An 18,169-nucleotide genomic window follows, 5' to 3' on the forward strand; every position below is an offset into this window, starting at 1 on the left:
CGTTCAGCTTGCTCCCTTTTGACGCTCCTTAAGCCCCCCAAATACGTTCCCATTTCGGCCCCGACGGTCTATTCCGTGCGCTTCTCGGGGCCAGGTCGCCGCTGAAAGCCTGGTGCCGGAAAATGGACTTGCGCAGGGCCCGGGCCTGCTTTTCGGTGTGCGCGGCCTTGCTCATAAACACGTCGGCTACGCTGGGCTGCCCGTCCTTGGCAAAATGCTCGCCCAGGTGTTGAAGCAGCATCTTGCTTTCCTCCAGGCCGCGCATCGACTGATACAGCAAACTTTCCACCGACTCCGACACTTCCGACAGCAGGGCGCTGATGGTGTAGGCGTGGCCGGTGTGGCAGCGGAAGCGGATTATTTTACCTTCAATGAGCTGGGTAAGCGCGCCGTGGCAGTCGGGGCAGGTAAAGGCCGTAAGCTGGCCCTGGTCGATAATGCCCATTTCGAAGGCACTGGCGTTTTTGGCAATACTTACCTCAATGCCCAACAGCTCATTATACACCTTGGGCACTTTGGGCCGGGCCGCCGCCGGCTCGGCCGTGAGGCGCACCAGCAAGGCTCCCAGTTCAGCCAGCGGCACGATGTGGTCGGCCTGCACAAACTCCAGGGCATTGGTGGGCATGGCCGGCGAATCGGCATCGTCGGGGTCCTGCACCACCGTGACGCCGCCCAGGCGCTGAATGCACCACAGCCCCGAGGTGCCGTCGTCGAGGTAGCCGGTGAGTACCACCCGATAACCCGGGGCCCATATCCGTAGGCGGCCGAGCGAAACAGGGCATCTATCGAGGGTCGGAACCGGTTTTCCTTGGGCCCGCGCTTCACCAGCACCCGGTCGTTTTCTACCAGCACATGATGGTCGGGCGGAGCCACGTAGATAACGCCGGGCTTGAGGGCCTCGCCGTCGCGCGGGTGCCGGGCCTCCAGCGCCGACACGTCGCTGATCAGCTGTGGCAGCAGGCTCTGGGCGTAGGGGGCCATGTGCTGCACCACCAGAATAGGGGCAGGAAAGTCGTGGGGCAGCGTTTTGGCCAAATCCAGCAGCGCCATGACGCCCCCGGAGGAGGCACCAATAACGACAATGTCATGCTTGGCAGAAGCACCCTTTTTCTTTACAGTCATGATACCTGGAAGTAACCGGTACCCTGCTCCCCGCCTTTCGGAAACAACCCGATAAGGCCGCCAGAAGGTAGCACCCTGATTGCAGAATACGCAAAAGCAGGCGGCCCGTTGATCTTCGCCCGGCGGCAAGCCCCTAAACGTAGGAAGCGGAAGCCGGGATGTTCCCAGCTTCCGCTTCTTGGTTTACTTGACTTCGTCGTGCTGGTTAGGGCATTACTTCGAAGGCCAAGAACTGGGTAACCTGGGTCGAGCCGAAGTTGTCGTCCGACACCAGAATCAGGGAAAAATGCCCGTTGGCCAGCTTGGGCCCAAAAGTCATGCCTTCCAGGTTGTCGATGCGGGCTACGCCGGTAGAGGCCACATCCAGCACCAGGCGCTTGGCCACGGGCGTGTAAGTAGCGCCCTGCAGGCCGCCCAGGCTGTTGACGTCGGTAGCGGCGCTCAGGTCCACTTCGTAGATTTTCACCACGTAATCGGGCGTGGCCCCACGGCGAAGGAACGCTCCATGACCAGCAGCTTGGTTTCCGACAGGGCGAGCACCTCCACGACCCCGTTGAGCTGAAATTGCGTGGCGGGCACGGGCTCCTTGTGCACCGCGTCGAGCTTGTAGGCATACTGCCCCACCACCTGCCGGGTCGCCTTGTCGTACTTCACGATACGCGTGGTGGCCGCGACGCCAAACGCGGCCCGTGGGCCATCCTCGTAAATCGGCTCTTCCTGGGCCGTAAACACAAACCGGCCGCCGGGCGAGATGGACAGGCCCTCGTAGGAGCCGTTGGAGCGGGTGCCGTTGTCGGTGGCTTTGATCTGGAACAGCTGCGGCAAGCCAAACTCGGCCACGTGGGAGCCGTCCAGGTTGGCTTCGCGCAGGAAAGGATGGTTCAGCACCGCCGGGGTTGTGGTCAGATTACGCACGCCTTCACTGGACCAGATAACGTGGCCCGTGGCGGCATCGTAGCGAATTCCTTCCGGGTCGATGCGGGCGTAGATGGCCGTGGCGTCGGAGCCGGTTTTGGGAAACACAGTGCCATCGGGCCGCTTCAGCGTCGTGACGCCGGTAAAGGTGACGCCCGAGAAGCTTTTCTCATCGAAGTTCAGTGCGGCAGTGTAGTAGCGCACGGGCTGCAAGTCCGACGGGTCGTCGCTCATCAGGTAGTACGAGTTGTTGTCGGGGCGGTAGTCCAGGCCTGAGAAGCCGCCCAGCGTGGTGCCGTTGTACTCCTGCTTGAAGGGCACTTTGGCTTCTCCGATATAGCGCAGGGAGGCTACCGAGGTAGGCGCGGCGTTGGCATCGGGCGCGTCGTCATTTTTGTCGCAGGCCAGCAGCACGGGCAGGGCCGAGCCGGCCAGCAGCAGGGCGGCCGCAGAGAAGATTTTGCTCATTGGAAAAGGAAATAGAGGAGAGAAAGGAGGAAGGAAAAACAAAGTACGCCATTGCAGCTGGGGCTGAAGTTATGCCAATGTTATGCTTGCGCAGCCCCGCCCGGAGAGCCAAGCCGGCCGTCAAATAGTGAATAAGCTCAACGGTAGCTCATCCTCATCCCCGCTCCAGCCGTATCTTGCAAACTCGTCTGGTGCTTTTGCCCTGCCCCGCCGGATTTTACTGTCTATCATCCGGAGCCTGCGGGTAGGGCCTCCGTCGTATCTAGCATGAACCACATTGTGTACATGAGCCGGGCGGTCCGGCCATTGTCCGACCAAGACCTGCAGGAACTGTTGGCTCAGTGCCGCCGCGACAACGCCCGGCATAACGTGACGGGCATCCTGTTTTACAGCCACGGCAACATTGCCCAGCTTATCGAAGGCGACCCTGCCGTTATTGAGCCGTTGTACGAGAAAATTTCCCGCGACGGGCGCCATTCCAACGTGCAGCAGCTGGCCAACAAGGCTATTACGGAGCGTAGCTTCCCCGACTGGTCCATGGCCTTCCACCCGATTGAAACGGAAGGCTTTCACACCCTGGAAGGCTTTTTCCTGCCCCACCAGCTGCCGGCCACGCCCGAAACCCTCACCATTGCCGATGCCCTGATTGTGGACCTGGTGCGGCAGGCCGTGTTCGGCCCCGACGCGCCCACGACCGTTTAGCCAGCCTGCCGCCCTTTTCCGTACCGCTTCAGCTTCAGCCTACCACCCCTACCCCGCTCTACAGATCAGGTTAGGTTTCTGATATTTGCAGCTTCTTTTCTTCTTCTCCGCCCACTAGCTCATGCGCGAACAGCAGCTTCAGAGTATTCTCCGGCACATGCCCGCGGGCATTGCCACCCTGCTGGGGCCGGAGCTGCGCTACGGGTTTGTAAACGAGGCCATGCAGGCCCTGCTCGGCGGCGACACGCCCGAGGGGCAGCCTTTGGCCAACCACCTGGGCGTGCTGGCCGCCGACTTGCTGGAAGTAATGCAGCAGGTGTACAAGTCGGGGCGGCCGTACGTAGCCAAGGCCTATGCCCTGCCCCTGCTCGATGCCGCCGGGGCCCGGCCACGCCTCGCTACTTTGACCTAAGCATGGAGCCCCTGCAGGATGAGGATGAGCAGCCCCTGGGTCTGCTACTGTTTGCCGTGGATGTAACGGGGCAGGAGGAAGCCCGGCAGCGGGCCCACGAGCTGGCCCTGGAAACCCGCCGCCTCGACGCCCGCTTGCGGGTGCTCACCGAAACGGCCCCGCAGATTACCTTCAGCATCGACTCCGAAGGGCGGTTTGAGTACGTGAGCCCGCAGTGGTACTACTTCACCGGCCAGCCGCCCACCACCGATCTGAACGCCATCTGGCCCCTGCTGATTCATCCCGACGACCGGCTGCGGGTGCTCTACCAGTCGGAGGCGGCCCGGACCCAGGGCATCGGCTGGAGCTTCGAGTACCGCCTGCGCCGCCACGACGGGCAGTACCGCTGGCTGCTGAGCCGCGCCCTGCCCGAGTTGCACGCCCCCGACAAGCCCGTATTCTGGCACGGAGCCGTGACGGAAATCCACGACCAGCGGGAACTGGCCGAGGCTCTGCGCCGCGGCGAGGCCGAGCTGCGCTTTCTGGCTGACAGCATTGCCCAGCTGATCTGGACGGCTTCGGCCGAGGGCTTTATCGACTATTACAACCGCCACACGGCTGAGTACACCGGGCGCACACCCGAAGAGCTGGGCCCGACCGGCTGGGTAGGCCTGCTCGACACCAGTGAGCAGGCTACGGCCGCCCGGCGCTGGGTGCAGTGCGTAGCCAGCGGCGCCGACTACGAGGGCCTGTACCGCATGCGCCGCCACGACGGGGTGTACCGCTGGCACATCATCCGGGCCCGCCGCCTGACCGATACCCGGGGTCTGCGCTGGTTTGGCACCTGCACCGACGTAGACGACCAGCACCGCCTGCGCGAAGTGCTGCAAAGCCAGTACGACGAGCTGGCCCGCACCAACCGCGACCTGGATACCTTCGTCTACACGGCTTCCCACGACCTGAAACAGCCGCTGTTCAACCTGCGGGGGCTGTTCGACGAATTGCGCCGCTCAGCCACCTTCGACGACCCCGAGCAGAAAGTCATCCTGGATATGGTGGATGAGGCCCTGGGCCAGCTCGACGGTACCCTGCAGGAGCTGGCAGCCACCGTGCAGGACCAGCGCGAGTTGAGCGCGCCCACCGAGGCCCTGGACCTAAGCAGCATAGTAGAGGAAATCCTGCTGGGCCTGCGCACCCAGGTCCAGGAAACCGAGGCCACCATCGACATTCAGACCGAGGCGGCGCCGGCGCTGGTATATGGCCGGGCCAACCTACGCAGCGTGCTGCACAATCTGCTCAGCAACGCCCTGAAGTTTGCGCACCCCGAGCGGGCCCCACACATTGTGCTGGTCAGTAGCCTTTCGCCCAGCGGCCAGCCCCAGCTTACCTTGCAGGATAATGGCGTAGGTATGAAGCTGCCCAACGGTACCACTCCGGCCTTTCACCTCTTTGAGCGCCAGCACCCGCGCGTACCCGGTGCCGGCGTAGGTCTTTATCTGGTGCAACGCATTCTGGACAGCCACGGCGGCCACCTAGAAGTAAGCAGCACCTTGGGCGAGGGCACCACGTTCACCGTGTACTGGTTCGAATAAACCGTCTGAGCAGGAACAGGTGCATTCCAGCTCTTACCCCCAACAATCAAACGGCTACGAGCCAGACTTTTACTTACTTGGCAAATACCAGAAGTCTTCCGGCGCTATGGCTACGGCTACTGAATCTCCACTCCGGTAGGCAGCCGTTGTTTTAACCCGGATGCTGGTGTTCTGCAACAGCACATCTACTTCCCGGTAACTGCCGAAAAACCGCACCGCCTGCACTGTGGCCGCCAGGCCCATTTCAGAGGAGGCGGACAGCCGCACGTTTTCCGGACGTACCAGCAGGGGCTTCCGCTTGCGGGGCAGGTCGGCACCCGCCGCTAGGGCCGCCGCTACGGAGCCCTGCAGCAGGTTGTAGTCGCCAAACAGGCCGGCCGTGTACTCGTTTACCGGCCGCCGGTAAATCTGCTCGGGCGGGCCTTGCTGCACCAGCCGGCCGTTCTGAATCACTAGGATTTCCTCGGCCCACGACAAGGTATCGGCCGGGTCGTGGGAAATCAGCAGGCAGGTGATGCCCAGCTGCGCCCCGATGTCGTGAATCACAGCCTTAAGAATCTGCCGGTGGGCCCGGTCCAGGTTGGAAAACGGCTCGTCGAGCAGCAGCAGGCGCGGCGAGCCAAGCAGCAGGCGGGCCAGGGCAATGCGCTGCCGCTCCCCGCCCGACAACTGGTCGGTGCGGCGGGTGGCCAGGTGCCCGATGCGGCAGAGCCCATACAGCTGCTCGGCCGTCACGGTGGCCTGCTTATTGGCGTAGCGCAGCACCTGCTCTACCCGCAGGGAAGGCGGAAGCTCGAAGTGCTGCGAGAGAAAAGCAATGCCCGCGTGGCCCGGAATCAGGACTTCCACTGGGCCTTTCACCCGGCGGTCCTCGAAGCGCACGGTGCCGGCCGTGGGCTGAGTCAGGCCGGCAATGATTTGCAGCAAAGTGCTTTTGCCGGCCCCGGTTTCCCCGGCTATGGCCAGCTTCTGAAACTGCCGCTGACTAAAGCTAATGTCTTCTAAAACCGTGTTTCCCCTTTCCTGCAAGGATATTCCCGAAACGCTCAACCAACTCATACGTGCCGTAAAGGAATAACTAAAGTGAAGTCGCCGCCCCACTCCGCCGGGCCGGCCACCTAAGAAGCCGGGGCCAGCGTCCGGTTGTACTTGTTGCGGTACTGTTTCGGCGAGAGGCCCGTCAGGCGCTTAAAAGTACTACGAAACGCCTTGGGGTCGGAGTAGCCTACCTGGTACATCACCTCGTTCACGTTTTCCAACGACGATTCCAGGCTGTTTTTGGCCGCCTCGATTTTCACCCGCTGAATGTATTCGACTACAGAGTTGGAAGTGGCTTTCTTGAAGCGCCGCTCCAGATTACGCCGCCCCAAAGCTAGCATATCGGCCAGCTGCTCCACGGTTATCTTCTCTTGATAGTTGTCCTCAATGTACGTCTGGGCCTTTTTGATGGGCTCGTCGCCGTGCTCCTTCTGCCCGTTGAACATGATGAAGGCCGACTGGCTGACCCGTTCAATGTCAATCTGGAACACCTTGGCGCACACCAGCGCAATTTCGCGGCCGGCGTACTTTTCCACCAGGTACAAGACCAGATTGAGGTAGGAAAAGGCCCCACCGCTGGAATAAATGCCGTGCTCATCAGTCACCACCCGGTCTTCCACCAGCTCGACTTGCGGAAACATGCGGCGGAAGTCGTGGGCGGCGGCCCAGTGCGTAGTGCACTGCCGCCCGTCAATCAGGCCGGTGGCAGCCAGCAGAAATGCGCCCAGGCACAGCGAAGCCACTTCGGCCCCGCCCCGGTACTGCTCGATTATCCAGGGCAGAAAGTCGCGGTTGCGGGCCAGGGCCACGGCCGGGTCCCCATCCACGGCCGGGATAATGACCAGGTCGGTTTTAGGTACGTCAGTAGTCAGGTGGGGGTGTACACTGAGTACAGCCCGCCGCACACCGGCGTCTCGGACGTCAGGCCTACCAGCTGAATGTCGAACAGCGGGGGCTTATCCAGGCGGCGCAGTAAGGCATTCACTTCCGAGAAAACCAGGCGGGGCCCCTCGATGCTGCCCAGAACGGCTCCTTGCGGAACGAGGATGGCAATGTGCTTCATAAGAGAAAAGTTAAGGAAAGCGGGTGTCGCAATCAACCCTGAATTCGTCGGAATCGCCCCCTATATAGCGCCCCGGCATTACTAATTTTGTTGGCGCCACAAGGTAATCAGCAGGCCAATAATACTATATATATTAGTAAAAATTATTGCCTGCCTCAACTTCATTTCTCACTTTCTTTCTTCACTCCATGAAAACGCCCCGCCTGACTCCCTACCTCACCTTTAACGGCACCTGCCGCGCCGCCATGACCTTCTACCAGCAGTGCCTGGGCGGCGACCTGATGATTCAGCCCTTTGCCGGCACGCCCGCCGCCGAGCAAGTCGGGCCCGAAGGCCAGGAGAGCGTGCTGCACGCCATACTGACTACCGAGGACCTGGTGCTGATGGCCTCGGATGCGGGTATGCACCAAATCACGAAGGGCAACATGATTTCCTTGTCGGTGAACTGCCAGAGTGAGGAGGAAATTGCCGCGCTGTTCCGGCAGTTTGCCGAAGGCGGCACCATTATCATGCCTCTGGAAGATACTTTCTGGGGCGCCCGGTTCGGCATGCTCACCGACCAGTTCGGCATCGACTGGATGTTTAACTACGACAAACCCGCTGCGCAGTAGTACAGGTTGATTGGGTGCCGGACCATGGGCAGTGAGGCGGTTTACCAACGCAGGCCGCTACTTCTCCGTACTACTGCGTGTGGCCCGGCTAACACGTCGGGGCCTCTCCACCCAATCACCACTGCTATGAAACTCACGCTTGTTTTTGCGGCCCTGCTGGCCGGCTCCATGGGCACGGCTGCTGCCCAGTCGGGCAATTCGACGCCCAACACCACGACTCCCCAGACAACGCAGGCCGGCGCCAAAACCGAAGCCAGCATGCGTAAGCCCATGAACACGACTCCGGCCACCGGGCCCACGCGGGCTTCGCGGTCCAGCTCGACCATGAAATCGGCGCGCCAGGGTGGCGCCACGGGCAGCACCAACAGCGAATCCGTAGGCAAGAACAGCCGCGGTAAGCAAGGCACCGGAGCTGCTAAGAAGCCTGCTACCACCGGGCAATAACCCGAGCCAGGGCTCTGCCCAGCAAAACGCCGGCTCCCTTACTTCTTTCCCACGGGATGGAAGCAAGGGAGCCGGCGTTGTTTTACGCTCGAAGGCGGGGCTTACACGTGGGGCCGACGCGACAACCACTCGGCGGCTTCCCGGCCTACCAGGGCCTGGAAGGCATCCATATCGGCAGCTTTCAGCTTTTCACCCGACGACTTCTCGTAGGTTTCCCGGAGCTTATCGGCCAGGTGCTTGGTCTTTTTCGGCAGGTCTTTCTCCTGAATATTTTCCTCGTCCAGCAGACGAAACAGTTCTTCTTTGGGAATCGGGGACAGGCCGCCGGGCGCTACCCAGCCCGACGAGGGGTCATTCTGATTTTGAGCCATGATACTTATACGTTAACGGAAAGGATGCCTCATTGTACGCGGGGCCGGCAGCCAGTGTTAAGGGTTGAGCTCCGACCTGGTATCATATTTCGAAAGCAGCTGTTGAGCTTGCTACCTAGGCAGCCCTGCCCATGCCTAGCGAAGCTCAACCGGGTAGCAAAAACAAGCAACTGACTCTGAAGAACTTACTACATCAGCCACAATTTATTTCGAACACTGGCCACGTTGTGCGCGTAATCATCTGACTTACACTGCTTAAAGCACGGCTTTAGGCTTCCACACAACCCAAACAACTGTTCTTATGAAAAAGGTATTGATACTGGCCGCCGTTGTGGCCGCCTCCATGACTGCCGCCAAAGCTCAGACGACTTCGGGTACCAGCACTTCGGGTACTAGCACTTCGGGCAGCACCTCCGGCACTACGTCGGGCACCACTTCCGGCTCTATCACGGGCTCTACTGGCAGCACCACCAGCGGGGCTACGACTGTAGGCACCACTACCTACGGCAGCACGTCCGGCTCTAGCTCTACTTCGGGCACTGGTTCCACTTCGGGCGCCACTACTTCCGGTAGCAGCGGCTCAGGCTCCATGACCAGCGGCTCGGGTTCGATGACCAGTGGTTCGGGCTCTGGCTCGGGTTCGGTAACCAGCGGTTCGCAAGGCTCTTCCGGCTCTAGCCGTAAAGCCACCCGCACCAAGCGTACCCGCTCGTCCAGCACTTCGGGCAGCACGACCAGTGGCAGCACGTCGGGCAGCACGACCGGCTATTAAGCAATACCGGTAGCTTTTTTAGCGCCAATACAAGAAAAAGCGCCTGACAGCAGTGTCGGGCGCTTTTTCTTGTTTGTTCAGGAAGCCTGCCAGCTCGATTTGCGCCGGGCACACGGGAGACAGGTGTTATTGGCCAAAGGTATACCCCAAAAGCAAGGAAAATCCCTGCGCTCCGGCCAGGGTGTGGTCACCAGTTATTACTTCGGAGGTGCCGTCGAGCCGTTCGGTCCGCACTTCCAGTTGCATACTACCTTTTCCTAACCCCATGGAAAGCCCTGCCCCACCCATTAGACCAAGGTTGTACGAGCGCACATCTATAGCAGAGTATGCATTAAGTCCCGGACGGCTAGGTCCACTTTCCCGGGCGGCTTCCCGTCTGGGGTTTATGGCACTAAGCACACCTGCTTGCACATAGGGCTGGACTTTTTTAGTTGGCAAGGTGTACCGTAAAAATAATGGCACCTGTATCGAAGTTAAGTTTACGTGTACTAATTCGTCACCATTATTAAACTCCTGCTGGTACTCTTGCTTCTGGTACAGCGCCTGTAGATGCAGTAAAAATCGAGGATTGAAGCGCCCCGGCTGAAACATTATTCCTATTCCTAAGGAAGGTCCAAATCCAGATTCCAGTTTCTTATCTGTGTGATTTCCATAAGAAATAGTGGCCTGCTTCACCCCGCCCAGCACCATAAAGTGCGTTTTGGAAGTTTGCTGCTTGGCCACATATTGCTGCTGGCTGCCCATTACGCAGGTATTATAAGCGGAAAAGGTTTTAACCAGTGGTCCTTCTTTTAACTCCAGACGAGCTACCGTGGTCTGCACCGACGGACAATCGGCCATGATGCGCCACAGCACACTGCGGAAAGGATACGTGCGCTGCTGCATGGTCGTAGTACGGCGTTGCTGCTGGTCGTATACCGATTGGATAGTATCCTGCTGAATCAGGGCTTCGAGCGCGGCAGCGGAATTGCCACCAGCGTAGTAGACGTCCTTGCCGTGCTCATTAACGGAGTGATACAGCGACGCTTTGCCCAGCACCAAGGTTTGCACAAACACTGCTTTGGAGCCTGCCCCGGGCAACGCCCAGCTTTGCAGGTCGCGGCCGTTGGTAAAGCCGTAGCCACGAATCTGACCAGGCTGATATTCTGCTACTACCGCATCTGCGGTAGTTTTGAAGCGGCAAAGCAGGGCGTTACGCTCTTCACCCCGGTAGTCTACCGTGCCACGTGCAGTGTCGCCGGCTAATGATACGATATAACCGGGCCGGAAATTAGCTTGGGCCAATACAGCCGTACTGCTGGCCATCAAGGCTAGAAAAAGTACTTGTTTTTTCATGAATTCAACACTTATACAGTAAGCAAAGGGCGCAAAGCTACGCCGAATGGCGGAGTTAGAAAGGATAACCTGCCTGCTCATCGGAACCCAGGCAGCCCGGGAAGCTGCACGAGGCAGAGTCGGACACAAGCCCTGAATTTTACCCCAGGGTTTACTAAGAAAAATTATATCAATCTGGCAACTGGCTAAGTTGAGAGATGGAATAATCTTTATGAACGAGCAAAAAATAGTCGTTATGCATAATTATTTATACAACATAACATTCTATCATACAGTATCTTAAATTAAAGTGCCGATTTCACAAGAAGTTCTACGCCATGCTAAGCTGCGCGGGATTAAGTAATTTTGGGCGGCTAAAATTTCTTACGCCCTGATTTTATGCAAAATTCTTACCTACGCTTGCTGCCGGTTCTGCTGGCGCTGCATGGCCCTCTCCTCAGCCAGGCACAGAAAGCCGATCCGGCTCTGGTAGCCAAGGCAAATGGTATTCATAACCAGGCTTTCGTGCTGGATTCTCACCAGGATACCCCTATCAACCTGATGAAGCCGGGCTTCGACCTAGCCAAGGAGCACGACGCGAAAGAAGCTCAGGTAGACCTGCCCAAGATGCAGCGCGGCGGCCTCGACGGTGCTTTCTGGGCGGTGTATATGGGCCAGGGGCCGCGCACTCCCGAGGGCAACGCGGCGGCTAAGCAGGAAGCCCTGACCATTTTCAACGCTATTCGCTCTACCATTCAGGCCAACTCCAGCCAGCTGGACTTGGCTACGACCGAGGAGCAGGCCCTGCAGATCCGGCGCGTAGGCAAGCGGGCCATTTTTATCGGGATGGAAAATGCCTACCCCATCGGGCAGGACCTGAGTTCCCTGAAGTCGTTCTACGATTTGGGCGTGCGCTACATTACCCTGTGCCACGGTTCCAACAACGACGTCTGCGACTCCGCCACCGACCCCAACGGGCCCGAGCACCAGGGCTTGAGCGCCTTTGGCAAGCAGGCCGTGGTGGAAATGAACCGCCTGGGCATGATGATCGATGTGTCGCACGCCTCCGACTCGACATTTTATGACGTGCTGCGCCTGACCAAGGCACCCATCATTGCCTCGCATTCTAGCAGTCGTACCCTGAGCAACGTGCCCCGCAACCTGAGCGACGATATGCTCCGGGCCCTGGCCAAAAACGACGGGGTGGTGCAGGTGAACCTCTACAGCGCCTACGTGAAGACCGAAGCCAAGACGCCCGAGCGCCTGGCCGCCGAGCAGGCTTTCTTCACTAAGTGGAATATCAAGAACTTCCTGAACGTGTACGGCCTGCCCGCCGCCGACCAGCAGCAGGCCCAGGCCGAGCGCCTCAAGCTGGAAGAGCAGTTTCCGGTGGCCCTGGCCACGGTGCAGGACGCGGCCAACCTGATTGACCACATGGTGAAAGTGGCTGGCATTGACCACGTCGGCATCGGCACCGACTTCGACGGGGCACCCGCCTCAACGGCCTGGCCGACGTGAGTGAGCTGCCCGCCCTGACCCTGGAGCTGGTAAAGCGTGGCTACTCGGAAAAGGACATCTTTAAAATCTGGAGTGGCAACCTGTTTCGGGTGATGAAGGCCGTAGACAAGGCCCGTAGCCTGGTCGTGAAGAAGTAGCGCCTGCTGACCACGCCGTTTTACGCCAACGGCCGGCTTTCCCGCGGGAAAGCCGGCCGTTGCTTTTTGCGGGTGTTGCCGCCTACCTGCGGGCGGGGGTAACCGTGGGGGCGCCCAGCAGAAACTTGACCGGGAAGATGCATTCCACGGCCACGGGCTGGCCGGCCACCTGGGCCGGTATCCAGCCGTTGGCCATGCTCTGCACCACGCGCAGGGCTTCCTCGTCGCAGCCGGCGCCAATGCCCTGCGTGACGTGGTAATCGGAGCAGGTGCCGTCCTTGCCGATGGTGAAAGCCACCTGTACGCTGCCGCTCACGCCGCTGCGCATGGCCTGGGGCGGATATTTCAGGAGCATCAGTTGGCTGGAAATGGCCGAGGAGCCTCCAATGTAGACCGGTGCCACATCGGGCCAGGTCTGGCCGCTGGCGGTGGGCTCCCGCAGGGTCACCGACAGGCTCTTGCTCTTGCCGGGCCGCGCGTATACCAGCTGGCGGGCATCGTAGTCGTACTTCTGCTCCAGCTCGCCCTTGGTGGTGTAGAACTCCCAGAGGCCCGTACGCTGGTCGTTCTGGTAAGCTCCTTTGGCTACCACGGTGGCTCCGCTCAGGTCGTAGCTGGTCCAGATGCTGTCCTTGCGGCCCTGGGTGTAGTATCCCTGGGTAGACAAAGCCAGCTGCCGGCCCCGGTACAGGGTGTAGGGGCCGTGCTTGACCGATTTGTCGGATTTGAGCACGTAATACACCTCGTTGGAAATGGGCGTGGTGCTGTAGTTGGTGACTTTCTTGGTTTCCTGCCCAAAGCTGAGCCGCGGAACGGTCAGCAAAGGCAGCAGGAAAAAGGACGAAGCAGCTAGGTGGGATAAACGCAGACGCATGGAGGGAATAAAAAGGAAGCAGTAATACGAAGTAACCGCGCAAAGCCAACCGGCCCCACGCTCTTCAAAGATACCCATCTACCCCCACTCCGCCCAGCGCGCCACGTCTTTCAGCCAGCTTACGGGCGGGGCTGTATACTCAAAAACTTCACCGAGAACAGCACCTCCGAAGCAACCGGCTGCCCGCCGGCTTCGGCTGGAATCCAGTCGTTGGGCAGCTTTTTAAGCATTTCCAGCATGGCCGCGTCGCAGCCGCTGCAGGTGCTGGGTATTACGCGCCAGTTCGAGATTTTGCCATCGGCCCCGATGGTGCCCACGATTTGAGCCTGACCATTCATGCGGCCCACTACCCCGATGCGGGGAAACTGCAGGGTGCTTTGGTGCCCCTGAAAAGCCGCCATGCCGCCCAGGTACTGCGGGTCCATGTCGGGCCGTTGGGGTTTGCCGTCGGGCCGGGCGTGAGCAGGCGCACGGGCAGTAGGCCGGGGTGGCCCTCGGGCGGCTAAGCAGCACCTGGTGAGTGGTGTAGTCGTATTGCTGTTCCAGGCCGCCGTTACCGTTGTAGAAGCTCCAGACGCCCACGGGCTGGTCGTTGCGGAAGGCGCCATTCACCAGGACACGGCCGGTTTCGGCGTACTCGGTCCAGGTACTGTCGCGGCGGCCCTGGCGGTAGTAGCCCACGGCGGCGGGCTGTCGGCTGGAGCCCTGGTGCACCTCGTAGCGGCCGTGGCGCACGTTTTTATCGGACTTCAGCACGTAGAATACTTCCCGGGCAAGCTGGCCGTCGGCCTTGCTGACTTTGCGGGTTTCCTGCCCGAAGCTGAGCAGCGGCAGAATCAGCAGTGGGGCCAGCAGCAAGCGAGAAGGCGAAAAAGGGAACAGCAGATGCGGCATAGCTAATAAGGTAGTATCGGGGATTAAGCAGGAATAAAGAACTTTGCAGACTCGTAATAACGTAGGACGCTAGGCGCTTACGCGGCCAAATGTAAAACTTCCGGCGCGGCCGGCAATAGTGCCGAACCCGGGTTTAGGCTGATTCTTTTTCCTTTTTCCCTATGACTTCTTCCCCCATTACCACCATCGTTTTCGACCTGGGCGGCGTGCTTATCGACTGGAACCCGCGCTACCTCTACCAGAAGCTGATTGCGGATGAGCAGCAGATGACGCACTTTCTGAGCACCGTCACGACTCCCGACTGGAACGAGGAGCAGGACGCGGGCCGCAGCATTGCCGAGGGCACGGCCCTGCTGGTGCAGCAGCACCCCGAGCACAAGGAGCTGATTGAGCACTTCTACGGCCGGTGGCCCGAAATGCTGGGCGGCCCCATTCAGGGCACTGTGGACGTGCTGACCGAGCTGCGCGCCAGTGGCCGCTACCACCTGTATGCCCTGACCAACTGGTCGGCCGAGACGTTTCCGGTGGCCCTGGAGCAGTTCGAGTTTCTGCACTGGTTTGAGGGCATCGTGGTATCGGGCACGGAAAAGTCGCGCAAGCCCTTCCCCGACTTCTACCACACGATGTTCACCCGCTACAGCATTGAGCCGGGTCAGGCCCTATTCATCGACGACAATGAGCGGAACATCCTGGCCGCCCAGGCCGTGGGTATGCAAACCATCCACTTCCTCTCGGCCGAGCAGCTGCGCGAGGAACTACGGGAGCGGGGCGTGCTGGAGAAGGCATAACACGTGTCATCCTGAACGAAGTGAAGGACCTTATGGGATACGAACGACAAGCGTCACAACGACTTGTTCTGACGTGATAAGGTCCTTCGCAAGCTCAGGATGACAGGCGGTATTTCACGAAACGCGCCACGGGTGGAAGCGGCGGCCTTACGGAATACCCGCAGGGTCCCGCTTCTACTCGCGAGGCATTTTTGAAGAGTCAAAAGGGTTCCGCTTCTGGAAGCGGAACCCTTTTACAGTCTGCTAAGCAGGGCTCTTCTACTCGTGAGGCGTTTTCACAATACTAAAAGGGCTTCGCTTCTACTCGCAAGGAGCTTCCACAACTCTGGAAATGCTCCGCTTCTACTCGTGAGGCATTTTTGGAAGTACTGAAGCCCGGCGGGACTTGTCCCGGACCCTTTTTCAGGAACCCTGCTACCACAACGGCCACTTCCCGGGCGGGAAGTGGCCGTTGTGTATAAGACCCAGGCGAAGAGGAACGGTTAGCAGTTGCTGCCGTCGATACCGCAGGCGTCGCCGGCAGCCAGCACCGTGGGGCGGGGTGCTTTTCCTCCCACACTTTGTCCAGCACTTCCAAAAACAGCTCACTGGGCTGGGCGCCCGATACGGCGTACTTGTCGTCGAAGACGAAGTAGGGCACGCCGCGCACCCCGATTTGCCGGGCCTGGTACTCGTCGTGGCGCACGTCCTGGGTGTAGGCGTCGGTTTGCAGGGTGGCCCGCACCTCGGCCGCGTCCAGTCCGATGTCGGAACCCAGCTCGGCCAGCGTGTCGAGGTCGTCCACGTTGCGGCCCTCGGTGAAGTAGGCGGCCAGCACCCGCTCCTTGGCCTCATCCTGCTTGCCGTGGTGAGCGGCCAGGTGGATAAAGCGGTGGCCCAGGAAAGTATTGACCGGCTGCATACGGTCGAAGTCGAACTCCAGGCCCACTTCTTTGGCAATTTCTCCCATACGGGAATTCATTTGCCGGCCCTGCTCCACCGACATGCCCTTGCGCTCGGCCAGCAGCTCGTGGATACTTTGGCCGGGCTTGGTTTGCATGGTGGGGTCCAGCTCGAAGCTGCGCCACACGATATTCAGGTCGTCGCGGTGGGCAAACTGCGCCAGAGCGGTTTCGAGCCGGCGCTTGCCTACGTAGCAGAACGGGCACATGATATCAGACCAGATTTCTATTTTCATGTCTCAAAGGATTTTGCAGGCCTAATAAGCCGGAAGCCGCTTAAATGTTTGGCGGCTGCTTACTTGCTGCTAACATTGCGGCGCCCCGCGGGGTTCACCCCGCCCTACTGCTACCCTATGCTCTCCACCCCTGACTCTTTCTGCGCATTTGAGGCCCCGCTAGAAGCTGGTGGCCCCAGCTTTATGCCCACCCAGATTGTGCGGGTGCCCCGCTGGTGCTGGCCGAGCTGGGCCCCAAAGCCAAGCGCCTGACGGGCACCATCAACGGCCACCCCATCCGGCTGGGTTTGCTGGCCCTGGGCCAGGGTGAAAAGGGTATTATGGTCAACAAGGATATCTGCAAGGCGGCCGGGCTGCGGCTGGGCCAGGTGGTAGCCGTGCGCCTGGCCCCCGACCCCACCCCGGACGCCGTAGACCTGCCCGCCGAACTGGCCGAGGGCCTGGCCGAATGGCCCGAGGCCCAGGCCGGCTACGAGCAACTAAAAACCGCCATGAAGCGGGCCGTGGCCTACCACGTGAGCAGCGCCAAGCAAAGTGAAACCCGCCTCAAGCGCACCGTGCAGATGCTGCAGCGCCTGGCCGTAGGGGCGCACCCGTTTCGGGCCCTGCCGGGCGAATAAGCTGCCGCGGGAGTTCGTTACCTGGGAGCAAAACCAGATATTTGTGTTCCACCCGTATTGATTGCTACCATGTTCCGCTCCTGCTTTTTCGCCCTGTTGCTCGTTGGTGCCACCGCCTGTAGTCAGCGCAGCTACAGCACCCGGGAGCTGGTACCTCAGGCCCTAAGTCAGCACAAGCTGGTAGCCATTCTGCCCTTCGACGTGCAGATTGACAAGCTGAATCTGGAGCCCATCACCTACATAGGCAGTGATGTAAGCCCGGAGGAAATCGACAAGCGCCGGCAGCGCTGGGAGGAAAAGCAGCAGGAGCAGCGCAAAGTAGTGGCCTACCAGCTGCAGCAGGAACTGCTGAAGCAGTTGGTGCTGCGCCAGGCCAAGCGCCCGTACTCGGTGCAGTTTCAGAACGTGGCCGAAACCAACAGCCGCCTGGAGCGGGCCGGCATTACCTACGCCAACCTTAACGACCACAGCATGGCCGAGCTCAAGGCCGCCCTGGGCGTAGACGCGGTGCTGTCGGGGGAAACGTCCTTGTTTCAGCCCCTGCCCAACGGGGTGGCCGTGGCCCTGCTGGTCCTCACCAACGCGGGCATTCCGCAAAGCGAGGTACTGACCAACGTGACCATTCACGACTGCCAGAGCGGGGAGCTGGTCTGGAAATTCGACCACCAGCAAGTAGGTGAGCTGAGCTCTAGTCCGGCCACGCTGGCCCGGGTGCTGGTCCGCAACTCGGCCCGTACGTTTCCTTACCGCCGCTAGCAGGCTACACCAGGCGCAGCCAGTTGCGGGCCAGCTCGGGCTCGTCGAAGGTCAGGGCCACCGGGTGGGTCAGGTCCGTCACCGACCGGTCGACGGAAAAGCGGCTGTACACGTTGGGCGAATACACCCAGGCCACGTACTGCAGGCCAGCCGCGTGGAGGCGGGGAAATATGTTCATTTCGCGCCACTGGTCGGCTTCCAGCCACATTTCGGTTACCAGCTGGTTGTCGTTGAACAGCTTGCGGCAGTGTTCGGCCTCCACGTAGTGCAGAATAGCCTCACCGCCTTGCCGGGCCTGCTCGAAGCTGATGTCGCCGCGCCACTCGGCCTGCAGCCACTCATTGCGGTAATCGTAGCAGATATCGAGAAAGGACAGCTCCTGCAGGGTGCGTAGCGGCATATTCGGGGCAAAAAGACGGATAGGATACGTAGCAGCTACAGCCGCGGGCCGGATTCGACGGGCAAAGTTAAGAAAATCAGGCCGCTGCCCCGGAAATACTTCTGCCCATATACGAAGCTGGGCGGACAGTTTGGCCCCTGTGGCCTCGGCTTTTTGGCACCCAACGGCGGCCCCAACCGGCGCCGTACGCGCCGCGGGGCGG

21 protein-coding genes and 2 pseudogenes are annotated in these 18,169 nt (G+C 60.3%); 11 read left to right on the top strand and 12 right to left on the bottom strand.

What is annotated here, in order from left to right; genetic code table 11:
• Positions 1-28: 28 nt before the first annotated feature.
• The 3 genes and pseudogenes from MUN79_RS31655 to MUN79_RS01540 all read right to left on the bottom strand — a co-directional run bounded on the left by MUN79_RS31655 (position 29) and on the right by MUN79_RS01540 (position 2,505).
• A pseudogene (locus tag MUN79_RS31655) lies at positions 29-1,122 on the bottom strand (chemotaxis protein CheB).
• A 205-nt stretch (positions 1,123-1,327) separates the two neighbouring features.
• Positions 1,328-1,588 carry an esterase-like activity of phytase family protein gene (locus MUN79_RS01535; protein ID WP_244676062.1) on the bottom strand — a complete coding sequence of 87 codons (261 nt, stop codon included), beginning with the start codon at positions 1,586-1,588 and terminating at the stop codon, positions 1,328-1,330.
• Positions 1,585-2,505, bottom strand: coding sequence for an esterase-like activity of phytase family protein (locus tag MUN79_RS01540; protein WP_244676063.1), 921 nt, complete (start codon positions 2,503-2,505; stop codon positions 1,585-1,587). Before MUN79_RS01540 ends, MUN79_RS01535 begins: the two co-directional genes overlap by 4 nt.
• Positions 2,506-2,772: 267 nt before the next feature.
• Between MUN79_RS01540 and MUN79_RS01545 the strand changes: the two genes are divergently transcribed.
• The 3 genes from MUN79_RS01545 (at position 2,773) to MUN79_RS01555 (ending at position 5,190) form a co-directional block, all read left to right on the top strand.
• Entirely contained in the window at positions 2,773-3,207 is a 435-nt protein-coding gene (locus MUN79_RS01545) for a BLUF domain-containing protein (RefSeq protein WP_244676064.1), read from the top strand.
• Positions 3,208-3,328: 121 nt separating this feature from the next.
• A complete protein-coding gene (locus MUN79_RS01550; RefSeq protein WP_244676065.1) occupies positions 3,329-3,619 on the top strand; it encodes a nitrogen regulation protein NR(II) in 291 nt (96 codons plus the stop codon).
• Between the two features lie 2 nt (positions 3,620-3,621).
• The gene (locus MUN79_RS01555; RefSeq protein WP_244676066.1) at positions 3,622-5,190 is read left to right on the top strand and encodes a sensor histidine kinase; all 1,569 of its coding nucleotides are present in this window, start codon (positions 3,622-3,624) and stop codon (positions 5,188-5,190) included.
• 69 nt (positions 5,191-5,259) lie between these two features.
• On the opposite strand, the gene MUN79_RS01560 is transcribed toward MUN79_RS01555, so the two are convergent.
• The 3 genes from MUN79_RS01560 to MUN79_RS30550 are packed head-to-tail and all read right to left on the bottom strand — an operon-like array spanning position 5,260 to position 7,291.
• Positions 5,260-6,249, bottom strand: coding sequence for an ABC transporter ATP-binding protein (locus tag MUN79_RS01560; protein ID WP_244676067.1), 990 nt, complete (start codon positions 6,247-6,249; stop codon positions 5,260-5,262).
• A gap of 59 nt (positions 6,250-6,308) precedes the next feature.
• Positions 6,309-7,133, bottom strand: coding sequence for a GlxA family transcriptional regulator (locus MUN79_RS01565; protein ID WP_311136632.1), 825 nt, complete (start codon positions 7,131-7,133; stop codon positions 6,309-6,311).
• Positions 7,097-7,291: a hypothetical protein gene (locus tag MUN79_RS30550; RefSeq protein ID WP_311136633.1), complete on the bottom strand. Its 195-nt coding sequence runs from the start codon at positions 7,289-7,291 to the stop codon at positions 7,097-7,099. Before MUN79_RS30550 ends, MUN79_RS01565 begins: the two co-directional genes overlap by 37 nt.
• A 188-nt stretch (positions 7,292-7,479) precedes the next feature.
• Here MUN79_RS30550 and MUN79_RS01570 point away from each other — a divergent pair, with 188 nt between their 5' ends.
• Both MUN79_RS01570 and MUN79_RS01575 read left to right on the top strand, forming a co-directional pair.
• A complete protein-coding gene (locus tag MUN79_RS01570; protein ID WP_244676068.1) occupies positions 7,480-7,902 on the top strand; it encodes a VOC family protein in 423 nt (140 codons plus the stop codon).
• A 126-nt stretch (positions 7,903-8,028) separates the two neighbouring features.
• Positions 8,029-8,346, top strand: coding sequence for a hypothetical protein (locus MUN79_RS01575; RefSeq protein WP_244676069.1), 318 nt, complete (start codon positions 8,029-8,031; stop codon positions 8,344-8,346).
• A gap of 101 nt (positions 8,347-8,447) precedes the next feature.
• Here the strand turns inward: MUN79_RS01575 and MUN79_RS01580 are convergent, their stop codons facing one another.
• A complete protein-coding gene (locus MUN79_RS01580; RefSeq protein ID WP_244676070.1) occupies positions 8,448-8,717 on the bottom strand; it encodes a hypothetical protein in 270 nt (89 codons plus the stop codon).
• A 301-nt stretch (positions 8,718-9,018) separates the two neighbouring features.
• Between MUN79_RS01580 and MUN79_RS01585 the strand changes: the two genes are divergently transcribed.
• Entirely contained in the window at positions 9,019-9,489 is a 471-nt protein-coding gene (locus MUN79_RS01585) for a hypothetical protein (RefSeq protein WP_244676071.1), read from the top strand.
• 126 nt (positions 9,490-9,615) lie between these two features.
• Here MUN79_RS01585 and MUN79_RS01590 read toward each other — a convergent pair whose 3' ends face one another.
• Positions 9,616-10,824: an outer membrane beta-barrel protein gene (locus MUN79_RS01590; protein WP_244676072.1), complete on the bottom strand. Its 1,209-nt coding sequence runs from the start codon at positions 10,822-10,824 to the stop codon at positions 9,616-9,618.
• Positions 10,825-11,202: 378 nt separating this feature from the next.
• Here MUN79_RS01590 and MUN79_RS01595 point away from each other — a divergent pair.
• Positions 11,203-12,458, top strand: a pseudogene (locus tag MUN79_RS01595) (dipeptidase).
• Positions 12,459-12,540: 82 nt separating this feature from the next.
• Here MUN79_RS01595 and MUN79_RS01600 read toward each other — a convergent pair.
• Both MUN79_RS01600 and MUN79_RS01605 read right to left on the bottom strand, forming a co-directional pair.
• Entirely contained in the window at positions 12,541-13,332 is a 792-nt protein-coding gene (locus MUN79_RS01600; protein ID WP_244676073.1) for an energy transducer TonB, read from the bottom strand.
• Positions 13,333-13,451: 119 nt separating this feature from the next.
• Entirely contained in the window at positions 13,452-13,757 is a 306-nt protein-coding gene (locus tag MUN79_RS01605; protein WP_244676074.1) for an energy transducer TonB, read from the bottom strand.
• Between the two features lie 91 nt (positions 13,758-13,848).
• Between MUN79_RS01605 and MUN79_RS01610 the strand changes: the two genes are divergently transcribed.
• Together MUN79_RS01610 and MUN79_RS01615 are read left to right on the top strand one after the other, a co-directional pair.
• On the top strand, positions 13,849-14,232 hold the full coding sequence (locus MUN79_RS01610) for a hypothetical protein (protein WP_244676075.1): 384 nt from the start codon (positions 13,849-13,851) through the stop codon (positions 14,230-14,232).
• Positions 14,233-14,387: 155 nt separating this feature from the next.
• Complete coding sequence (locus MUN79_RS01615; RefSeq protein ID WP_244676076.1) at positions 14,388-15,014, top strand: HAD family hydrolase; 627 nt, start codon at positions 14,388-14,390, stop codon at positions 15,012-15,014.
• Between the two features lie 283 nt (positions 15,015-15,297).
• Here MUN79_RS01615 and MUN79_RS01620 read toward each other — a convergent pair whose 3' ends face one another.
• Complete coding sequence (locus MUN79_RS01620) at positions 15,298-16,191, bottom strand: DsbA family oxidoreductase (RefSeq protein ID WP_244676077.1); 894 nt, start codon at positions 16,189-16,191, stop codon at positions 15,298-15,300.
• Between the two features lie 215 nt (positions 16,192-16,406).
• Here MUN79_RS01620 and MUN79_RS01625 point away from each other — a divergent pair, with 215 nt between their 5' ends.
• Together MUN79_RS01625 and MUN79_RS01630 are read left to right on the top strand one after the other, a co-directional pair.
• A complete protein-coding gene (locus MUN79_RS01625) occupies positions 16,407-16,811 on the top strand; it encodes a YdeI/OmpD-associated family protein (RefSeq protein WP_244676078.1) in 405 nt (134 codons plus the stop codon).
• Between the two features lie 69 nt (positions 16,812-16,880).
• Positions 16,881-17,567, top strand: a complete 687-nt coding sequence (locus MUN79_RS01630) for a hypothetical protein (protein ID WP_244676079.1) — start codon at positions 16,881-16,883, stop codon at positions 17,565-17,567.
• 4 nt (positions 17,568-17,571) lie between these two features.
• Here MUN79_RS01630 and MUN79_RS01635 read toward each other — a convergent pair whose 3' ends face one another.
• Entirely contained in the window at positions 17,572-17,967 is a 396-nt protein-coding gene (locus MUN79_RS01635; protein ID WP_244676080.1) for a hypothetical protein, read from the bottom strand.
• Positions 17,968-18,169: the final 202 nt, after the last annotated feature.

The organism is Hymenobacter cellulosilyticus (genome assembly GCF_022919215.1).
Lineage (GTDB): Bacteria > Bacteroidota > Bacteroidia > Cytophagales > Hymenobacteraceae > Hymenobacter > Hymenobacter cellulosilyticus.